This is a genomic window from Candidatus Eisenbacteria bacterium, from assembly GCA_016930695.1.
In the GTDB taxonomy this organism is placed as follows: Bacteria; Orphanbacterota; Orphanbacteria; order Orphanbacterales; family Orphanbacteraceae; genus JAFGGD01.
In genome coordinates this window covers 1-19,731 of record JAFGGD010000010.1, presented here as the reverse complement: position 1 = coordinate 19,731, position 19,731 = coordinate 1, and the positions used below count along the sequence as shown (strand labels likewise).

Genomic DNA, 19,731 nt, shown 5'->3' with positions numbered 1-19,731 from the left:
GCTTGATGGGCCGCGCTTCGCGGCCCGAAAGCGGCTGGGAACAGCCGCCGGCCCGATGGATCCGACGCGAAGCGTCGGATCCATCGCCTTGCCGCTCAGCCGCGCGACCGAAAAACGCGTCGGCTGAAGCTGCTTGTTGGAACGTATTCTTGAACACAACTACCCTAATACCCCGACTTCCCAGAATAATGGTGCGCTCGCGTTCATCTCGGCGGCAGGTCCATAGGAGCACTAGCCTCCTCCTCCGCCGAACGTACAGAGTGGGTGGTGACCTCCGAGTCTATTACTCTGAGCAGCTCGATTGAGAAAGCGCGGTTGATCATTATTGAGGTGCCACTTCTCGGAGCCGTTTTCTGCCAGGCTTCCCGAATAATAGCCACGACTCGACCAGACCTGTCTAAGACGGGGCCACCGGAGTACCCTGGGATGGCTTTGCCCTCAAACTCAAGGAAATCCACCGACATGCCTGTCGGCGCGAGAGCAGTGCCCTTTGCGATCACAACGGCGTCCCAGATAATGAAGCGCCTAACGCGAATATCCCAACCAACGTACTTGATGATATCGCCGGTGTGTACACGCGTAAAATCGCCAAACTCGAGAGCCTCTCGCTGTGAGCCAGCAGTCCGCTGCAGGAGAGCGACGTCGTAGGAGGGCAGGTTCTGCCGAAGTGCCATTCTGTATCTGTATTCTGATTCGAACCCCTCAAACCAAAGAGTATCGCGGACCACCACGTGGGAACACGTATAGATGGACTTGGACTTGCCGGCCACGAATGCGGTGCCGATGGCTGTTGAATCTGTTCCGGAAATAAGAACGCGGCCGACAGTTTTCTCGAACTGACGATTGTCGTCACACGAGGCGGCACCGACAAAGATGAGGAGGAGAGCGACCGAGCTCAAGATGTATCTCACTACGACTCTATCCCCCAATCCCAGCCCTGAAGCACCTTCGGCGATCGGATCCATCAGTGTGTATATAGTTTCTCTATAACTCCTTCGGACCACAGAACCGCTTGAGAATATCCTGAAAGGGATGCGGTTTTAATGCCAAATCTCGCAAAGAGATGTGCCGGGAATAATTCTTAGTGTCGGGTTTTATCTGGTTTCTCCTTTTTCCCTTTGGTGATTTCTCCTCAAGAGTCCCCAAGGGCTCTGGATGGTCCTGCGGATAGCCTTCCAACAGGGAAGCAGATCCAAGGTGCGGTGGATATTCCAAGGGATTATAGACTGCGAAGGTCGTGGTGTCAAATGGGTTGGGATAAGGAGTGGATTCGGTGGCGGATACCTTTTCGCTTCATGGGGAGAAGGGATCGCCCGCGCCGTACTCCGGCCGGATGGGTCCGCGTCGGTGGGGCATCCGGCGCGAAAATCTCCCGCCGGATCCCGCCGGACGGAAAGGATTGAACCGGACATCGCCCGGGACGCCCCCGCTAGGAGACTCCCGCCCCATTCGCCTCGCAAGGGCTTGAGCGGAGGACAACAGCCGCGAGGTATTTAACGGCGGGGCTTACCGGAGGCCGCCCGGCGTGGGGCGGCGGCGCGACCGCTCACCCGTCGTGAACGATCCGCCGCCGCCCCCTCTTCTTTCGCGCAAACGCCGGTATAGGCCCTGCGCCTCTACGCTTTCATCATCTGCCCGGAGGGCATCATGTCATCCGACGGCGGCTGTCCGTGCTGCTGGCGATACTCTTTCCTTTTGCATTGGTCCATTTTGGACCCCTTGCAGTATTGCTGGATCAATCCCCTGCAAGCCAGCGCATTCGCCGTTTCATACTTCTTGAAGAATCCACAGGTTTCCAACAATTCACATGCTTGTTCCATCTATTCCACCTTTCCTTTCCTGAGGCGTCCATTCCGCATCGACCGCAATGTGCCGCGCTCCATTCCGAGAACGACCCGCCCTACCGGAAACGGAGCGGCCTTCTTATTCACGGGCCTACCATGAAAAGAAGCCGCGGGTTCGGCCCCATCGGCCGATCAGGCGGAGCGTTCCGTGCCGCAATTCTCGCCGTGATCGCTCCTTCCCGTTCAAATCACGGCCTTTTCCGACATCCCTGTTTCCATGCCGGGTGAATGCTCCACTTCCGATGTGGGTCCACCCCTCTCTCGAGTCATCGTCCGGAACGTTCATCCTGATAAGATGCAAACAGGAATTTTCTACCTCCGGACATCCGGCGATATACATTATCGGCATGAAATGCAATATGTTACGCGGTCCCACCTTCTTCGCGACTGAGGCGATTTCGGTGATATCCATACTTGTCCTGGTGGAGGAATACGCGGTACCGGACACCTTTTCGCGCTCTACGCCATGAAATGAGATGGGCGGAGGTGGGTCGGCGAGGAAGTCCCGGAGCGCGGAAGCGCGAAGGGGGAAGCATCCGGACCGTCCCCCGAAGGGAGAGCCGGCGTGGGAATGAGGGGATCTTACGACCCGGAGAGCTAGCGCTTCGCGGGGTCTTCGCTGTTGTCCAGCGCGCGGGAGACTCTCGCGCCGGCCGCTTCGGACCATCGGGTGAGGCTCGCGTAGAGGACCGGCACGATGATGAGTGTGAGGAACGTGGAGACGGCGAGGCCGAAGATCACCGCGACGCCCATCGGCCCCCACCAATCCGTGCTCTCGCCGCCCACCAGGATCCTTCCCGATCTAAAATCAATCGACAGGCCGGTCACGAGCGGGATCAGACCGAGAATGGTGGTGACCGCCGTGAGCACCACCGGCCGCAGACGGACCGTCCCCGCCTGGATGATCGCCTCCGTCTTCTCCAGGCCGCGGGCGCGCAGCTTCTGGATGTAGTCGATCAGCACGATCGCGTTGTTCACCACCACGCCGGCGAGAGAGATCACCCCCACCCCGGTCATGATGATCCCGAAGGGCATGCGCAGAAGGATCAGCCCCCAGAGAACGCCGATGAAAGAGAGGAGCACAGAGATGATGATCACAAGCGGCAGGACGATCGAGTCGAACTGGCTGATCAGCACGAGGAGAATCAGCAGGAGCGCGATCCCGAAAGCCGTCTTGAGGAACGCCGACGCCTCGTCCTGGTCCTCCGTCTCGCCGGAGAAGCGGATCGAATAACCGGGCGGGAGCTGGAAATCCTCGAGGCGGGCGATCACGTCCGCGAGCACGTCGTTGGGAAGGCGCCCCTCCGTTTCCGCCGTCACCGACACCACGCGATCCTGGTTCTTGCGGACGATCGTCCCGAGCCCGGCGGACAGCTCGAACTCGGTGAAGTTGGAGATCGGGATGTGGTCCCCTTCATAGAAGACGGTGATCCGGTCGAGCGTCTCGAAACCCTCCCGATCCTTTTCGCGGAAACGGACGGTGATGTCGTACTCGTCCTCCCCCACGCGGTACTTGCTCGCTTCGGTCCCCATCACCGCGGTCTGGATCGTCTGCGCGATCATCACCGTCGAGAGCCCGTAGAGCGCCGCCTTCTGCCGGTCGATCCGCACGCGCACCTCCGGACGCCCCTCGTCGAAATCGTCCTTGAGGTCCACCAGCCCCGGGATGTCCTTGATCTCCTCCCGCACCCGCTTCGCCAAACGTCCCAGCACGTCGAAGTCCTCGCCGAGCAGCTCCACGTCCACCGGCGCGCCGGTCGGGGGGCCGTCCTCCGGCTTGTCCACCTCGATGCGGGCGCCCGGGATGACGGAGAAACGCTCGCGCATCGCCTCGATCGTCTTGCGCGAGCTCTGCGAGCGGTCGTGATAATCGAGGAACTCCACCGTCACCCGCGAGGCGTGAGGCGTGCCGCCGCCGCCCCCCCAGTAGATGTCCGCCGAGGAGCCGACGGTGGCGACCACCTGCTTGATGTCCGGAAAATCGACGAGTCCGGCCTCGATTTGGCGGACGATCTCGTCGGACACCTCGAGGCGCGTGCCGAGCGGCGCGGTGACGTCGATGTAGGCGTACTCCGGATCCGTGTCGGGGAAGAACTCCACGCCGAGGCCGAAGATGCCGTAACAAACGATGGTGAGGATCAGAATGCCGAACACCCCTCCGACGGAAAGGCGGGGATGGCGGAGCGCCCACTGCAGGCGGGTCCGGTACTCCGCCTGCGCGCGGTGGAAGGCGCGGTCCACCACACTCTCCCGCGTCTTCCGCGGCACGGTGAGGAGGACCGAACAGAGCGTGGGATTGATCACCAGCGCCACGAAGAGGGAGGAGGTCAACGTGACGATCAGGGTGATGGGGAGGTACTTCATGAACTCGCCCACCATGCCGGGCCAGAAGATCATCGGCCCGAAAGCGCAGATCGTGGTGATCGTGGAAGCCACCACCGGCAGCGCCACCTCGTTGGTCGCCTTGGAGGCCGCCTCCACACGGCCGTAGCCCTCGGTTCGGTGGCGGAAGATGTTCTCCACGATCACGATGGCGTTGTCCACGAGCATGCCGAGCGCCAGGATCAGGCTGAAGAGGATGATCATGTTCAGCGTGTATCCGAGAAGCGAGAACACGAGGAAGGAGATCAGCATGCTGAGCGGGATCGCCACGGCGACGAAGAGGGAGTTGCGGAAGCCGAGGAAGGCGAAGAGGACCAGCACCACCAGAACGAGGCCGCTCAGGATGTTGTTCTCCAGCTCCTGCACCGTCTCCTTGATGAAATCGGACTGGTCGGTCACGATGGAGACCTCGGTGGTGGGCGGGAAGCCGGGGCGCATCTCCTCGACGATGCGCTTCACCTCGTCGGCGATCCGGACCAGGTTTTCGCCGGTCCGCTTCCGCACGCTCACGGTGATGCATTCCTCGCCGTTCTGCCGCGCGTAGGTGAGCCTCTCCTTGAAGCCGTAGCGCACCTCCGCCAGATCCCGCACGTAAACCGGCCGCCCCTCCGGCGCGGCGACCACCAGATCGCCCACGATGGATGGGTCGTCGAACTCGCCGGGGACGCGGACGGTGAAGTCCAGCTTCCCGCCCTCCACGCTTCCGCCCGGCATGGTCAGGTTCTCCTCGGCGATCGTCTCGATCACGTCGGAGAGGGCGAGGTCATAGGCGCGCAGCCGGACCGGGTCCACGTCGACCTGGACCTCCCGCTCCAGCTCCCCGCTGATGTCCGCGCTCAGCACGCCCGGGACCGACTCGATCCGGTCCTGGATCCTCTCGGCGACGGTCTTCAGGCGGAGCAGCCCGTAGCGCCCGGAGAGGTTCAGCATCATGATCGGAAAATCGTCGAAGCTGATCTCGGTGATGTACGGCTCCTCGATGTCGCCGGGCATCTCCGATTTCGCCAGGTTCACCTTGTCCCGCACCCGCTGGAGCGCCGATTCGATGTCCACGTTCGGCTCGAACTCCACCTCCACCGTCACCAGCCCCTCGGAGGTGTTGGAGCGCAGTTCCTTGACCTGCTTGATTTCGTCCAGCTTGGTCTCGAGCTTCTTGGCGACCAGCGACTCCATGTCCTTCGGGGAAACGCCGTAGTAGGCGACGCTCACCACGATCAGCGGCTGGGTGATGGAGGGGGACGCCTCCTTGGGAAGGGTGCGGTAGGCGGCGGCGCCCATGATCACGATGATCACGCAGAGCGTGAACACGCTCGTCTTGTGGGCGATGGAGAAATCGGAGAGGGACTTCATGCTCACCTCAGTCGATCACTTGGATCCGCTGGCCGTCCACCAGGTCCCGGTTCCCGACGACGATGAGCGACTCCGCCTCGGCGAGGCCGGCGTCGATGAGCGCCGTCTGGGCGTACACGCCCCCCACCGTGACCGGCCGCTCCACGGCGCGGCCGCCGGAGGCGAGGAAGACCGACTCGCCCTTCTCGGTCTCCACCACCGCGTCCTGGGGGATCACCACGGCGTTCTCGTGCACCTCCCTCACCATCTTCACCCGGACGGTCATCCCCGGGAGAAGCGCCCCGTCCGGGTTCGCCGCCTTCACGTCCACCATCACGGTGCGGGCGCTCCCGTCCACTTCGCGGCTCAGGAAGGCGACGGTCCCCTCGAAGACGCGGCCCGGCCAGGCGTCCGCCACGATCGTCGCGGGCTCGCCCACCTCGAGCGCGCCGACGCGCACCTCGGGGACGGGGGTTTCGATCCGCACGGCGCCGAGGTCGAGGAAGCGGACGAAGGGAGCGAGGGGCGAGGCGTAGTCCCCCACGTCGAGGAAACGGACGTCGACCCGCCCGTCGAAGGGGGCGCGGAGGGTGGCCCGTTCGTGCTGGGTGCGCGCGCCGTCGAAGCGCGCGCGGGCCGCCTCCATCTCGTGCTCGAGACGGGAGAGCTCGAACTCGGAGATCCCCCCCTTCTCGCGGAGCGCGCCGCTCCGTTCGTAGATGTCGCGGGCGACGGCGTAGGCGGCCTCCGCCTCCCGGCGCTGGGCGTAGTAGAGATCGTCGTTCAGCCGGGCGATCGGATCACCCGCCTTCACCCATGCCCCCTCGTCGGCGAGGATCTCGCGCACCACGCCGCCGACCTCGAAAACGAGGGTCGCCTCGCGATCGCCGCGCACCGTGCCGAACAGTTCGAAGTACTCCGTGAAGGAACGGCGCGCCACCGGCTCCACGCGAACCGCGGTCGCCGGCTCCTCCGCCGTCCGCTCCTCCCCGCCGCCGCAGCCGGCGGCGGCCACGAGGAGCGCCGCGCCCAGAAACGCCGCCGCCGGTCCGGTCCGTCTCCGCATCATGATCCTTCCTCGCTCCAGGAGAGCCCCACCGCCCGCTCCCACGCGGCCCTCGCCGCGAGGGCGTCGTGCAGCGCGCGCAGGCGGGCGACCCGGCTCCGCGTGAGCGCGAGCCGCGCGTCCAACAGCTCCACCTGGGTCAGCAGTCCGTTTTCGTAACTGGTCTCCGCGATTTCGTAGGCGCGCCGCGCCTGTTCCTCCGTCTTCGCCGCCGCCGCGGCCCGATCGGTCGCGCTCTCCATGTCGAACGCCGCCGATCGAACCTCCCGGCGGATCTCCTCGTCCAGTTGCTCCAAACGAATGATCGCTGCGCGGCGGTCCGCCTCGGCCTGGCGGATGCGGGCCGTCGTGGCGCCGCTCGTCCAGATCGGATAGGAAACGAGAAGACCGCCGGAGTACGCCGTCGTCCTCTCCCTCTCCTGAAAGTCCAGATCGTCGGAGGATCCTTGAAACTGGTAGCTTCCGATGAGATAGAAACCGGGCCAGCGGTCCGCCTTGTTCACCCGGACGTTCTGGGCGAGAAGATCCGCCTGGAGCGCCAGCGAGCGCCGGTCGGGACGGGCTTCCACCGCCCGTTCGGCGAGCGCCTCCATCCGCTCCGGGGGGACCGGCTCGAAACGGAAGTCGCCGGTGGGGCGGATCGCCGAATCCAGGTCGACACCGAGGGCGATCTTGAGGTCGTTCTCGGACTGGCGGACGCGGTTACGCGCCTCGATCAGGGGGGGCTCCGCCTCGCTCACCGCCACCTCGGCCCGGAGAAGCTCGAAATCGGAGGCGAGGCCGCGGTCGCGGCGGAGGCGGGCGATCTCGAGGTTCCTCTCCGCCTGCTCCAGCGCCGAGCGATACACCTCCACCTCCTCGGCGGCGAGGAGGGCGGTGTAAAAGAGACGGCGGACCTGGAGGACCACCTCTCTCTCCACCGAACGGGTGTCCTGGTCCACGGCGCGGTCGTAGATCTTCGCCGCCTTCAGCGCGGCGCCGACCTTCCCCCCCACCCAGAGCGGTTGGCGGAGCGAGAGAGCCGCGGTGTAGTCGTAGCGGTTGCCGATCTCGATGACCACGTCCTCGGACGGGGCCGCTTCCCCGCCGGCGCTGTCCCCCTCGCCCCCCGGAAAACCGCCGAAGAAGAAAGAGGGACGCTTGAAGTTGCGGTTGAGGGTCCCTTCGAGGCCGATCTGGGGGAGGGCGCCCGCCCACGCCTCGCGCACCCTCTGGGACGCCCGGTCCTCTTCCACCTCCTGCAGGAGGATCCCGCGGTTCGCCTCCAGCGCCGTCCGGATGCACCGGTCCAGGTCGTACGCCTCCCCTCCCTCCTCCGCCGCGGCGGACAGGAAGGCGAGGAACGGAAGGAGCAGGATGAGGAGCGCGAAGGGCGTTCCATTACGTCGCGTCATGAACCTCGAACCTCGTGATCTCGGCCGAGCGGGATGCCGGGGAAGCGCCCCGAGACGGCGCACTCTCCTTGATAAGGGGTACTCGTTCTTATCCGCGGCCGAAAGCACCGGGCCGCGACGCCGGGAAAAAGTACCGATCGGAATCAATCATTAAATAATAACGCCCCCCCCCGCTTTCGGTCAAACCCGTTCGGGGAAGCGGGGGATTCGTTCTTGGCGGGGAGCGCTTCTTAACGATAACATAATGAAAGGAGGGCACGGCGATGGAGAAACAGGGACCCAATTACGACGAGGGGCACCTCTTCGTCGCGGCGATCCGGATCCTGCGCCACAGAGAGCAGAGACCTCCCACGGTGGAGGAAACGGCGGAATTCCTCGGCCACGCCCGCGAGGTCGGCTATCTCCTCGCCCGAGGCCTCGCGGAGAAGGGGATCGTCGACCTGGTCGAAAACCCCTTCGAGACGCACCTGGAGATCCGAGACCACCTGGCGCTGGAGAACCTTCCCCGGGAGGAGAAGGGTCCGGGCTTCGGCGAGGATCTGGAAGAGTTTCGGAAGCGGAAGGAGAAGGAGCGGGACGAGCTGGGCGCGTTCTTCGCCTCCGGCGGCGAATCGGAAACGAAGAAAAAGAAACTGGACGCGCTGGGCGAGGCGTTCCGCAAGTACCGAAACGCCAAAAGCGGCGAAGAGGAGGAAGAGGGCGGGGAGGAGTAGTGTCTTTCCTTCCTTCTTCCTTCCTTCGCGTCTTTGCGTGAGGTCCTTCCCTCTTCTCGCTTTTCTCCGCGCACACCTTCCGCCTCCTCACCGGACGGACGGCGTGATCCTTCGAGGAGAATGGGCGGAGTCTTCGATTGAGACGCCCGGCGAGTCGAGCGGGCCGGGGCGGGGGTGGGCGGCGAGTTGCGCAGCCGCCGGTCTTCCTCTCGGAAAATCAAATAACAAAAGTCCGGCGAGCGAGGGAGTGTTTGAGCAAAGCCCGCCCTCCCCCGGCACGCACCGCGCCTGATTCTTCGAATTTCCCTCACCGCGCCCCGAAGGGAGACCGGCGGGGGAAGGGAATGAATCGATACCGAGACCGATTCCGGTCGCGACGTGATCCTCTTCTCCCCCCCTCGCGCCTATTCCGTGTACGTCGAACGATCGCGGCGGAGTTTTTGCATGGCCTCCCGATCGAGGGGGATGTACTGGTCGCATTCCTTACGAAGCTCCCAGGCGGGAGGCGGCGATTCGCCTGCGCCCAGGAAGATCACGGTACCGCTGTTCTTCGCCGCCTTGACCGCGGGGACGAAGTCTCCGTCCGGCGCGAGGAGCACCGCGTATTGAATGTCCCCGCGCGCGGCGAGAGAAACCATGTCCACCGAGAGAAGGACGTCCACCCCCTTCTGCTCGAAGCGGTAAACGCCGCACGCCTCGTCGAAGAAACGCTGCGTCCTCCCCAGGCGGACCTCGAAACGGTTCAGGTGTTCGATACGGTGAAAGAAGGAGCGCTTGTTCTGCACGCGCTCGCGCTCCTCCCGGGTCGCGCCCTCGTGCGGCTCCCACGGGAGGGCATGGTAATAATAGCTGCGCAGATGGGCCACCGGAATGTCGACGGTGCTCCGGCGCACCTTTTCCATCAGCCAATCGGATAGTTTCTCCAGATCGATGGGGATCCCCCCCTGCTCGTCCCGGAGCAGTTTCTCCAGATACGCTCCATCGATAAATACGGCGCAACGCATGACACTCATCTTTACTCCCCTGTTCGATAAAGTGGATGCCGATCATCCCCGCCGGCGGTCGGTCCCGGTGGATTATCGGCTTTCACCAGCATAGCGCTATTTTTCATTTTAGGCGAACCCTCCCTCGTTTCGGCGGGCCGGGCGCACCCTTTCCCGAATCCGGAAAGAGGTGTAGGCTGCCTCCCGGGAGGAGTCGATGCGGAAGCGGATCCCGGCGGCGTTGCTCGCGATTTTTCTTCAGACGGTCCCGGCGGCGGTGTCCGCGGCCGGATTCGCGGCGGGGGAAAACCATCCGGACGCCCGCTGGCGCTCTCTGGCGACGGAGCGGTTCCGCGTGATCTTCCCCGCCCGGGAAGAGCGCGTCGCCCGCCGCGTCCTCGCCACAGCCGAGGAGGCGCTCCCCGGTCTCGCCCGCGCGACCGGCGGAGCCCCGGCCGGAAGGATCGACATCCGGATCACCGCTTGGGACGACCTTTCCGGCGGGCGTTCCTACCCCGCCTGGCCGCGCATCGAACTGGAGCTTTACCCGCTCGACCGCGAGCCGGAAAGACACGATTTTCTCCGGCAGGTCACCCTCCACGAACTCACCCATGTCTGTCACTACCACGCCTTCGGCGGACGCCTGCTGGAGCCGGTTCTGGCGCCGGCGGCGCTCACGAACATCCCGGACTGGTGGGTGGAGGGGCTCCCGTCGGCGGCGGAGAAGCCGGCCGCCGAGGCGCGCGAACAGGATCTGGTCCGGGTGATCGCGCGGAGCGGAGAGGTCCCCCCTCTCCACCGCCTGGACGACGTGGACCAGGGGGACCTCCTGGATAACATTCTCATCTATAGGATCGGGGAATCCAAGATGCGCTGGTTCGTCCGGCGCTTCGGAAAAGACGCGGTCGCGCGCGTGAACCGGGAGATGCGCCCACCCCGTTGGTCTTTCGATGGCGCCCTCCGCCGGGCGACCGGCATGGGGGAGAAGGAGATCCACGAGGCCTGGCTCGCCGATCTCCGCACCGCGGCGGGAGTGGATGCGCCCGCGGGACAATCGATCCCCCTCCCCCGCGCGATCGAACGTCCCCTCGGTTTCGCGTTTTCGTCGAGGGAGGATCTCGCCCTCGTCGCGGTTCGGGACGAGGACACCTACTGGCCCGAACTCTATCTCCGCCGGGCGGGGGAAGAACGGATCCGCCTGATCGACGGGGAGCCGGTCGGCGCCGGCCTCGCCTGGTCGCCGGACGGTCGTTTTCTCGTCTACGCGCGCCGCGTCCCCGGTCCTTCCAACGAACCGCGGAACGACCTTTTCCTCTACGACGCGGATTCGGGGGAGGGACGGCGGTTGACTCGGGGTGCGCGCGCGGCGGAGCCCGCCTGGACCGAGGACGGGCGGATCGCGGCGCTCGCCTACGACGACTCCGTGGACACGGTCCTCCTTCTCGCCGTCGATCCGGGAGAGGGGATCGAGGAGAGAATCGTCGTCCCCGAGCGGGTCGGCCGGATCGATCGAATCGCCGCCGGCCCGGAAGGGACGCTCCTTCTCACGGCGCTCTCCCCGGAAGGGGAACGAAAGGCTTGGTTTGTTGATCCCCGAAGTGAATCCGGCCGGGCCTTCCAGCCCGCCGCGCCGGAAGGGGCGGTCCCCTTCGAGCCTTTTACCGCGGGCGGGCGGGCGCGCGTCCTCGACTACGGGAGCGGCGGGCCGCGCATCGTCCCGCTCGCCGTACAACCGGTGACCGTTCCGGTCGAAACGGAGGGATTCGCCGCGCCGGACCGGGTTCGACGCCCCGGTCCCGGCCCGGACGACGGGATCTGGGCGGTGGTCTCCCGAGGCCGCTACGGGAGCGCGATCGAGAGGATCGACGGAAACCCGGGCGGGGACGCCGGCGCGCGGACCGTTCCGGAATGGAGCGGCGAGGCGCTCCTCGGGGAGACGGACCGTTCTTTCCCCGGCGCCCGCTCCGTTCCGGCCCGCCCCTTCCACCCGATACGGGAGGTGCGGCCGCGACCGGAGCCGGCGATCGAGTCGATCGGATCCGAATCGGTCTCCCTCCGCGTGGAGGATCTGCTCGCCGACCCGACCGACACCCACCGTCTCCATATGAGCGGCCGCCTCCGCTGGGACGGCGCCCTTCGGGAAGGATCGCTCCTTTACGAAATCCGTTCCTTCACGCCGACGGTGCGCCTGGAGGGGAATCTCGGCGAGGAGAAGCGCGGGGCATGGCGGGAGAACACGCGCGGCGGATCGATCGGGATCGAACTCCCCTTCCGCTTCACCTCCTGGGCGACGCGATTCACCCTGGACGCATCGCTCGCCCGGCTCGTCCGGAAGCGGACGGAGGCCGGCGGGGCCGACACGGTCCGGGAGACGCTCCTCCGCGCCGGCCTCTCCCGTCGCGCCGGTTTCCCGCGGAGCCGGACGCTCCTCGCCCTCCGCTGGGAACGGGGCGTCGATCGGGGATCGCCGGTCGCGCTTCCCGAACGCTGGGAGGCGGAGGGGGCGTGGACCCGCGCCCTCTTCCGGAGCGACGCCTTCCTCGGCTTCGACGGCGCGATCGCGGTGGAGAGCGGCGCGCGAAAACGAATCACGACACTTTACCCCTATGGGATCGAGCGGCCGATCCGCGCCGTCGCCGGGACGCGCGCCGCCCTCGGAGGCGTCTCCTTCTCCTATCCCTGGTCGGAGGACCTCGGCCTCGCCGTCGGCCCCTTTTACCTGGAGAGGCTCACCCACCGGCTTCGCTACAGGGAGGGGATCGCCTGGAACGAGGGGAGCGGGGGAACGGAGAGGGTCCGGGCCGCGGCGTCGGAACTCGGCCTCCGCCTCTTCTCCGGCATCTTCCTCCCCTTCGCGGGGGCGCGGACCGTCCATCTCACCGCCGGCGCGGCTCGGGAGATCGGCGAGGGGGCGGAGATGGAGTGGTATTTCGCGGTGGACGCCGACTTCTGGACGGAACGCTGGACGGCCGGTCCGCGCGGGGCGGATTAAAAACGAAGAGGGGAAATCCCTCTACATATGAAGCTCGACCACGTCCCGGTCCTCCAGCACGTGATCCCGATGGATCTGGATCCCCTGGAAGGAACCCTCCCGCCAGAGCCGGGCGAAACGGAGTTTCTCGGCGAAGTCCTTGTGCACCTGCCGGCAGAGATCGCCCACCGTCGATCCGATGGGGAGGGTGAAGGGGCGGGAGAGATCCGGCTTGTGCCCGGGCATTTTGGAATAAACCCGGAAGATCCGGAGCATGCGAAAGAGGAGCGGGGGAATCTCCGAGAGACCCGCGCCGGTTTGGACCGAGACCGGGTGGAGGGGAAAGTCCCCCGCTTTTTCCGGAGGGGGGCCCGCCAGGTCCGCCTTGGTTCCCACGAGAAGGGCGCGCTTGCCGTACACCTCGTCCTCGATCGGCTCCTCCCAGGACTCCTCGGGAACGACATGCAGGCCCGCTTCTTCCAGGTGGCCGAGAAGGGCGAGAAGCTGGTCCTCGGGGTCCTCGCCGGAGAGATCGACGACGAGAAGAACGGCGTGACCGTTGCGCGGCACGTTCCCCAGCCAGGACTCCATGAACTCGTCCGAAAAGGGGGGCGTGTCCACCAGCTGGATCTGCACGTCCTCATACTCCGCCATTCCCGGTCGCGGGCGGAGCGTGGAAAAGGGGTAGGGAGCCACCTCCGGTTCGGCGCCGGTCAACGCGCCGAGGAGCGCCGATTTGCCGGCGTTCGGGCCGCCGACGAGGACCACTTGGCCCGATCCCTCGTGGGGAACGTAATCCGGCGAAGGACCCCGCCCCCCCTTCTTCTTCGCGTTCTCTTCCTCTTCGCCGAGAAGCGCGATCCGGCGCTTGAGATCCGCCTGGATCTTTTCGGTCCCCTTGTGCTTGGGAAGCGCGGAGAGCATTCCCCGGAGAGCCTTCAGCTTGTCCCGGGGATTGGCCGCCTCCTTGTACTTGGCCTCCGCGGCATGATAGGCGGGGGTCAGGTTCGCCGGCATGGAAAGGTCCTCCCGATCGCCAGTATACTGGCGGAGCGATGCGCTCTCAAGGGGGTACGGACCGTGCGTTTCCGCTCGCTCCATCGATGGGATCTCTCCTACCGCCGCGCGATCCGGCTGCAGGAGGAGCTGGCGCCCCGGCTCGTGCTCCGCGGCGGGCCCCGTCGCCCGAGGCTGGTGGCGGGCGCGGATGTCTCCTACGACCGGGGGAGCGACCTCTTCTTCGCCGTCGTGCTTCTTTTGGACGGCGCCACGCTGGAGCCGGTCGAAGAATCGCGCGCCCACGGAAGGAGCCCCTTTCCCTACATTCCCGGGTTGCTCAGCTTCCGCGAGGCTCCCCTCCTGCTCGACGCCTTCCGCAAACTGAAAGGGACGCCGGACCTGGTCCTCTTCGACGGGCAGGGGATCGCCCACCCCCGCGGCTTCGGCCTCGCGTCGCACGTCGGTCTGATCCTCGATCTGCCGGCCGTCGGCTGCGCCAAAACGCTCCTCATTGGGGAACACGACGAACCGGGACCGCGGCGCGGCGACAGCGCGCCCCTCCGCCACAACGGAAGGACGGTGGGGGCGGCGCTCCGCACCCGCGACGGGGTGAAGCCGGTCTACGTCTCGCCGGGACACCGGATCGGCACGGCCCGCGCCTTGGAGGCGGTCCTCCGTTGCGGGGCGGGGCGCCGCCTCCCCGAACCGACCCGCCTCGCCCACCACGCGGTCAACCGTTTCCGGAAGGAGAGGGGGACGGAACCGGGGGACCCCCGCGCGCGTAATTCGAGGAGGAACCCGAACACGGCGCCGAACCGAGAGGAGAAGTGATGGAAAAAGACGAGGAAACGAGGGAAGAGACCGGGGGAAAAATCCGAAACGGAACGGCGGACGGCCCTCCCTGGGAGAGGCGGGAACGCTTCGGCGCGGTGGGCGGTTTCGGAAAGACGATCGTGGAGTCGTCTCTCCGGCCGACGGCTTTCTTCCGGGATCTTCGCCGGAGCGGCAACCTCACGGACGCGGCTCTTTTCGGCATGGGGATCGCCGGAATCACCGCCTTTGTGGAATCGATCTGGGGTTTCTTCTTCACCCCCTTCTGGCTCGCCCACGGCGGAGCGGGCGGCGCTCCCTTCGCCCCCCTCCTCGCCGGCTGGGCGTTCTCCTGGATCAAAATCGTTCTGGCGCCGATCACGATGGCGCTCCTTCTTCTCGTGGTCGCCGGGCTGATCCACGGCGGTCTTCTCGTCCTCGGGGGGGCGAAGCGCCCCTTCGAGACCACCTTCCGGGTGGTCTGCTACTCCACGGCGCCTCTCCTGCTCTCGCTGATTCCCTGCTGCGGAGGGCCGGTCGGCAAGGTGTGGGCGGCGGCCGTCTGCGTGATCGGCCTCCGGGAATGCCAGGAGGCCACCACCGGCCGGGGGATCGCGGCGGTGCTTCTTCCGGCGATCCTGATGGTCGGCTGTCTCGGTCTTTTCGCCGCGGCGATGTTGACCGGAGTGATTTTGCATGGATGAAGTAATCACGGACCCGGGCGGAGGGGAGGCGCACGCGCCGCCCTGGGCGATCTTCTTCGGGGGCGCGGCGGCGCTGATCCGGCCGGCGCGTTTCTCCAAAACCCGATGGTGACCGCGGCCGCCGCCGGGGCGATTCTCTGGGCGGCGGCGCACATCGCTTGCCGGGCGCTCCGCCTCCGCGCCCCCGCGCCGCGCCTCACTTCCCGCCTCCGCCTTCCCCTCGCCGCGTTATTCGCGGCCGGATGGATCGCCAACTGGGTTTATCTGATCGCGCGGTCGCGCTGATCGCCGCCACCGGGCGCCGACCGATGGCCGCGCCGCCGTCCTTCGGGTATACTCGGGCGAAAGGAGAGAAACGATGAAACTGGTCGTGATCGCGAAAATGCAGAACAACGAAGAGGCGATGGTCGTCAAGTCCCTGCTCGACAGCGAGGGAATCCCCTGCGTCTATCAGTCGCCCATCGTTCAATCGGTGCAGCCGATCACGATCGACGGGCTCGGGACGGTGCGGATTCTGGTGAACCCCGAGGACGAGGAACGGGCGCGGGAACTCCTCACCGGGCGAAAGCTACCCGGATTGGTCGCCGAAGAGGGGGAATCGGAAACGTTCGATGGCCTCGATGAGACGCGCTAGCTCCTCTTTCCCCTCCGAGCCCTTGAGGTCGTGCTCGTCGATGGGGAGGCGGATCAGCGGCGCGTCGAGCCGCTCGACCCATTCCTCGTAGAGAGGCTGCAACGCCAGGACCATCCTCTCCACGCGTTCGTTGAAGGCGCTGTCCCGCCGGTTCCTGAGCCGCTCCACCAACAGATCCACCGGGCCGTGAAGATAGACGATCACGTCGAAGGATCGCGCGGCGCGGAGGAGTTGCCCCGCCACCTGCCGGTAGAGTTCGAAATCGATCGGGTTCAGAAGACCCTGGTCGGCCCAGTAGCGCGCGAAGATCTCCACGTCCTCCTCGGGGATCCTGTCCACCACCACCATCTTCCGCGGGTTGGCGTTCTCGATGTCCAGAAGCTTGTTGGAGAGGAAGGCGAGTTCCGCGTGGAAGGCGGTCTCTTTCCGGCCGGTGATGAAATCGGAGAAATAGGGGTTCGCCTTCTCGTCTTCGAGGACGAGAATGCCGTTGTAGTGGCGCGCCACCTCGCGGCTGATGGTGGACTTGCCCGTTCCGCAGTTCCCCGCGAAGCCGACCAACATCGCGTCCCCCCTTCGTGGTTCCGGCGACGATTGTACCGGTCCGGGGCGCGCCGGGCAAGGGTGGGAACTCAGACACGGAGAAGGCGGAGCGCGGGGAACCCGAGGGCGTAGTTGACGAGCAACAGGAGCGCCGCGGAAGAGGCCCCCGGCCCGAGACCGGTCGCGGGCGCCACCTCGACCCCCCATTGGATGAAGATGAGCAGGAATCCGAGAAGCACGAAGTATCCCGCCGGGAGGAGGGGATGGGTCCTGAGGGCGATCCGCAGGTTCACCGCCAGGGAGGGGACGGCGAGGACGGCGAAGAGGGCGTGGCCGAACCGGGTCCCGAAACCGGGGTCCCCGCCCGCCCCGGCCGCGCGGAGGAGAAACGCGGCGAGCGCGAGGGCCGCCGCCGCGGGGAGGGCGACGGCGGCGTAGTAAAGGAGGAGCGCCGTTCGGTCCCGGATCGGGAGGCGGAGATAGAAAGAGAGCGAGCCGGCGTTCCGGCGGAGCGTTTGTGTTTGGGCGACGGCGGCGACCAGGAAGAGAAGAAAGAGATAGACGCCGCGGCTCACCGTCAGGCGAACGCCGCCCGGCGCGCCGAAGAGGTAAAGGAGCGCGATGGCGACGTTCAACGCGTTCAGGCGGTGCACGGCGGCGAAGGTTCGGGCGTGGAGCCGGAAGAGCCGCCGGTAGGCGCCGGCCCGCCCGCCGCCGCTCACGAAGCGCCCCCCCGAAGGTCCCGGCGGACCGAGCGGAAAAGAAGCGCCGCGGAGAGAACGGTTCCCGTGAGGCTCAACGCCAGAAAGACGCCGAGCGCCGGCGCCCGTTCGAGGAGCGCGCGGACCCAGGCGGCGGTCTCGGCCCGGTCGAGGGAAATTTCGGCCAAGAAAGCGGCGCCGAGAAGCATGTAGAGCGCGGCCGGAAGGGCGTGGAGCGGGGAGAGAGAGGCGCGCCTCGCCCGCCCGAGTCCGCGGCCGATCCTGTAGATCGATTGATGCAAAAAGGAAGCGAGGAAGAAAGCGGAGAGGAGCGGCGCCGCGGCCCGCACTCCGCCCGCGGTGTCGTAGAGGAAGGACCGCTCGATGACGCGCGTCGCGAAGCGGTAAACGCCCCGGGCGTTCTGGGCGAAACCGACCCAAGAGCGGATTGTGTCGCCGTCCCGTCCGGGGGTGGAAATCATCTGCAGGCTCGTCCAGTCGGGCGGGCGGGAGAAGCGGTCCACGCCGAAAGCGATCAGCGCCCAGACCGCCGCGGCGTACACCGCCGTGGCGACGAGGTAGGAGGAAAAGAGGCGTTCCGGCCGGACCGGCAGGGCGCGGAAGGCGCGGCGAACCGCTCCCCCCTCCCCCTCCGGGTCGTCGCCGCCGAAGGGATCCGCCGCCCGCATGTGGGCGGGGACGAAAAGGTAGAGAAGAAGGGCCAGATGAAGCCGGTCGAGGCTCCCTTCGGCCCAGAAAAAGAGAAGGAAGGCGAGCACGACGGGAAGGACCGGGTTGGCGGCGGGCTGAAAGTAGAAGCTCCTCAGAAAAAAGAGGGGAAGCGCGAGACGAGGGTTCCGGAGAAAAGAGGGGCGCGCCCTACCGTCCGTCGTCATCTTCCTCCTCCCCATCCAGATCGTAGAGCCGGACGAAGGTCTTCTCCAGCCCCCCGTCGAGCGCCTCCACCCGCCGGTCGAGAAGGATCTCCCCCTCCCGGAGCACCACCACCCGCCGGCTGATCTTCTCCACGTCGTGCAGGATGTGCGAGGAGGTCAAGAGCGTGGTTCCCCGCTCCCGATTCATCCTCTCCATCTCTTCCATCACGCGGAACCGCATCACCGCGTCGAGCCCGTGGAAAGGCTCATCGAGGAGAAGGAGGTCGGGGCGCGCGGCGAAGCAAAGGGCGAGTTCGGCGAGACGGGCCTGCCCCTTGGACAGCTCCCGGACGCGGCGATACTCGGCGATCTCCCAGCGGCGGACAAGCCGCTGATAAACACCGTCGTCCCAACGGCGGTAGAGGGACCGGTAGAGGCCGGCGAGGTCGCGCGCCGTCGCCCAGGGGAGAAGACCGGAGAGTTCGGGGACGAAACCGATCCGCTCCTTGACCCCGTCTCCCGGATCCCCGGCGGGGACGCCGAGAACGCGGGCCTCGCCCCGGTCCGGCGCGAGAAAACCCATCAGTATGTGAAGGAGCGTGCTCTTTCCGGCGCCGTTCGCCCCGACGAGACCGACCCGCTCGCCGGATTCCACGGCGAGGTCCACGCCGGCGAGGGCGGTGCAGTCGGCGAAATCCTTCGCGAGACCACGGATCTCGATGTCCACCGTCTCCCTCCCCGTCCGGCGCGAGACGCCGGGCGGACCGATCGATGTGCGGCCGTGAACGCCTTCCGATGAAGAAACGCGCGCGCGCCGGAAAAGTTCACCGCAAAAGGCGGGCGGAAAAGAAAGCGTCCGAAACGACCCGCGTTCCGGACGCATCGCCGGCCGCCCACATCGGGCGCCGCTTCCGTTTCCGGTCAGGCGCGGTTCCGGTAGAGTTCCGGATCGACCACGGCGGCCATCTTCCGCACGTCCATCCCGCCGCCGAGGAAGCGGTTGATTCTGTCCGCCTGCTCGAGAGGGTTTCGGATCGCCTCGCTATAGGGAATGTCGATCCAGGTGAAGTTCTCGCGGGTCCGGAGCAGAACATCCACCTTCTCCAGGTGATCCCGGTAGATCTCGGCCATGCGGGCGTCCTCGGTCTCGGACTCCTCGCCGCGGTGGTCGAGCATCTTGTTCTGCGAAGCGAGAACCTCGGCCACCTCCCGCCGCATGAAGATCACCTTGTAGTCGTTCTCCTCAGGGAGATCCTTTAACAGAAAAGAGATCACCTTGAGGACCTTTCCGCGGGCGTTTCGCACCCAGCTTTTGTCTTCCATCTTGTGCAGGTCCTTGACCCGCTCGTCTTCGTAGTATCCCTTCGGGTTGTCCAGGTCCGCCGTGCGGATGCCGTCCTGGACGGGGGCGAACCCGCCCGCTTCGAGCATCTTCATGGCCATCGACGTCCCGGAGCGGGGAAGGCCGGAGACGATGATGACCGGCTCCCCGTGCCCGCCGCCGAACAACCGCTTCCAAAACGACGCCATCGAAGGTCCTCCTTGCCCGGACGGGGAACCGTCCGCCTGTCTTTCTCGTTCCGTGTCCTCCCGTTAGATTACACGATACGCGCGAAAAAGGGGAGAGGCGAAGGAGGTCCGGGCGCGAAAAAAGGGGCGGACCCCGTAAGGCCCGCCCCGGTCGTTTTACCCCGCGCGCGGCGTCAGCGGATGAGCGTCACCCGTTTCGATTCCGAGGAGCCGCCGCTCCGGAAGAGCGTGAAGTACAGCCCCGAGGAAACCG

At 66.2% G+C, this 19,731-nt stretch carries 18 protein-coding genes; 6 read left to right on the top strand and 12 right to left on the bottom strand.

Annotation, left to right across the window (positions count from 1 at the left end; translation table 11 throughout):
• Window positions 1-203: 203 nt before the first annotated feature.
• From JW958_01495 to JW958_01475, 5 genes are all read right to left on the bottom strand, one after another.
• Window positions 204-965, bottom strand: coding sequence for a trypsin-like peptidase domain-containing protein (locus JW958_01495; GenBank protein MBN1824908.1), 762 nt, complete (start codon window positions 963-965; stop codon window positions 204-206).
• Window positions 966-1,616: 651 nt separating this feature from the next.
• Window positions 1,617-1,820 carry a hypothetical protein gene (locus JW958_01490; GenBank protein ID MBN1824907.1) on the bottom strand — a complete coding sequence of 68 codons (204 nt, stop codon included), beginning with the start codon at window positions 1,818-1,820 and terminating at the stop codon, window positions 1,617-1,619.
• A 621-nt stretch (window positions 1,821-2,441) separates the two neighbouring features.
• Window positions 2,442-5,576: an efflux RND transporter permease subunit gene (locus JW958_01485; protein ID MBN1824906.1), complete on the bottom strand. Its 3,135-nt coding sequence runs from the start codon at window positions 5,574-5,576 to the stop codon at window positions 2,442-2,444.
• 7 nt (window positions 5,577-5,583) lie between these two features.
• The gene (locus JW958_01480; protein MBN1824905.1) at window positions 5,584-6,624 is read right to left on the bottom strand and encodes an efflux RND transporter periplasmic adaptor subunit; all 1,041 of its coding nucleotides are present in this window, start codon (window positions 6,622-6,624) and stop codon (window positions 5,584-5,586) included.
• Entirely contained in the window at window positions 6,621-8,015 is a 1,395-nt protein-coding gene (locus JW958_01475; protein ID MBN1824904.1) for a TolC family protein, read from the bottom strand. The genes JW958_01480 and JW958_01475 overlap by 4 nt, the downstream gene beginning before the upstream one ends.
• Before the next feature lie 263 nt (window positions 8,016-8,278).
• Here JW958_01475 and JW958_01470 point away from each other — a divergent pair, with 263 nt between their 5' ends.
• The gene (locus JW958_01470) at window positions 8,279-8,728 is read left to right on the top strand and encodes a hypothetical protein (protein ID MBN1824903.1); all 450 of its coding nucleotides are present in this window, start codon (window positions 8,279-8,281) and stop codon (window positions 8,726-8,728) included.
• Between the two features lie 404 nt (window positions 8,729-9,132).
• Here the strand turns inward: JW958_01470 and JW958_01465 are convergent, their stop codons facing one another.
• The gene (locus JW958_01465) at window positions 9,133-9,741 is read right to left on the bottom strand and encodes an NYN domain-containing protein (GenBank protein ID MBN1824902.1); all 609 of its coding nucleotides are present in this window, start codon (window positions 9,739-9,741) and stop codon (window positions 9,133-9,135) included.
• A gap of 187 nt (window positions 9,742-9,928) precedes the next feature.
• On the opposite strand from JW958_01465, the gene JW958_01460 reads away from it, so the two are divergent.
• Window positions 9,929-12,703: a PD40 domain-containing protein gene (locus JW958_01460; protein ID MBN1824901.1), complete on the top strand. Its 2,775-nt coding sequence runs from the start codon at window positions 9,929-9,931 to the stop codon at window positions 12,701-12,703.
• Window positions 12,704-12,724: 21 nt separating this feature from the next.
• On the opposite strand, the gene JW958_01455 is transcribed toward JW958_01460, so the two are convergent.
• Window positions 12,725-13,699, bottom strand: coding sequence for a 50S ribosome-binding GTPase (locus JW958_01455; protein ID MBN1824900.1), 975 nt, complete (start codon window positions 13,697-13,699; stop codon window positions 12,725-12,727).
• Window positions 13,700-13,762: 63 nt separating this feature from the next.
• On the opposite strand from JW958_01455, the gene JW958_01450 reads away from it, so the two are divergent.
• The 4 genes from JW958_01450 (at window position 13,763) to JW958_01435 (ending at window position 15,829) form a co-directional block, all read left to right on the top strand.
• On the top strand, window positions 13,763-14,512 hold the full coding sequence (locus JW958_01450) for an endonuclease V (GenBank protein MBN1824899.1): 750 nt from the start codon (window positions 13,763-13,765) through the stop codon (window positions 14,510-14,512).
• Window positions 14,512-15,195, top strand: coding sequence for a YIP1 family protein (locus tag JW958_01445; GenBank protein ID MBN1824898.1), 684 nt, complete (start codon window positions 14,512-14,514; stop codon window positions 15,193-15,195). Before JW958_01450 ends, JW958_01445 begins: the two co-directional genes overlap by 1 nt.
• A 105-nt stretch (window positions 15,196-15,300) precedes the next feature.
• Window positions 15,301-15,480 carry a hypothetical protein gene (locus JW958_01440; protein ID MBN1824897.1) on the top strand — a complete coding sequence of 60 codons (180 nt, stop codon included), beginning with the start codon at window positions 15,301-15,303 and terminating at the stop codon, window positions 15,478-15,480.
• Between the two features lie 73 nt (window positions 15,481-15,553).
• Window positions 15,554-15,829: a DUF2007 domain-containing protein gene (locus JW958_01435; protein ID MBN1824896.1), complete on the top strand. Its 276-nt coding sequence runs from the start codon at window positions 15,554-15,556 to the stop codon at window positions 15,827-15,829.
• On the opposite strand, the gene JW958_01430 is transcribed toward JW958_01435, so the two are convergent.
• The 5 genes from JW958_01430 to JW958_01410 all read right to left on the bottom strand — a co-directional run bounded on the left by JW958_01430 (window position 15,764) and on the right by JW958_01410 (window position 19,478).
• A complete protein-coding gene (locus JW958_01430) occupies window positions 15,764-16,393 on the bottom strand; it encodes a deoxynucleoside kinase (GenBank protein ID MBN1824895.1) in 630 nt (209 codons plus the stop codon). The two genes, JW958_01435 and JW958_01430, sit on opposite strands and share 66 nt — an antisense overlap.
• 68 nt (window positions 16,394-16,461) lie before the next feature.
• Window positions 16,462-17,094 (bottom strand): hypothetical protein, encoded by a 633-nt coding sequence (locus tag JW958_01425; GenBank protein ID MBN1824894.1) that lies wholly within the window; start codon window positions 17,092-17,094, stop codon window positions 16,462-16,464.
• Window positions 17,091-17,969, bottom strand: a complete 879-nt coding sequence (locus JW958_01420; GenBank protein MBN1824893.1) for a hypothetical protein — start codon at window positions 17,967-17,969, stop codon at window positions 17,091-17,093. Before JW958_01420 ends, JW958_01425 begins: the two co-directional genes overlap by 4 nt.
• Window positions 17,953-18,675: an ABC transporter ATP-binding protein gene (locus JW958_01415; GenBank protein ID MBN1824892.1), complete on the bottom strand. Its 723-nt coding sequence runs from the start codon at window positions 18,673-18,675 to the stop codon at window positions 17,953-17,955. Before JW958_01415 ends, JW958_01420 begins: the two co-directional genes overlap by 17 nt.
• 194 nt (window positions 18,676-18,869) lie before the next feature.
• On the bottom strand, window positions 18,870-19,478 hold the full coding sequence (locus JW958_01410; protein ID MBN1824891.1) for a sulfotransferase family protein: 609 nt from the start codon (window positions 19,476-19,478) through the stop codon (window positions 18,870-18,872).
• Between the last annotated feature and the right edge of the window lie 253 nt (window positions 19,479-19,731).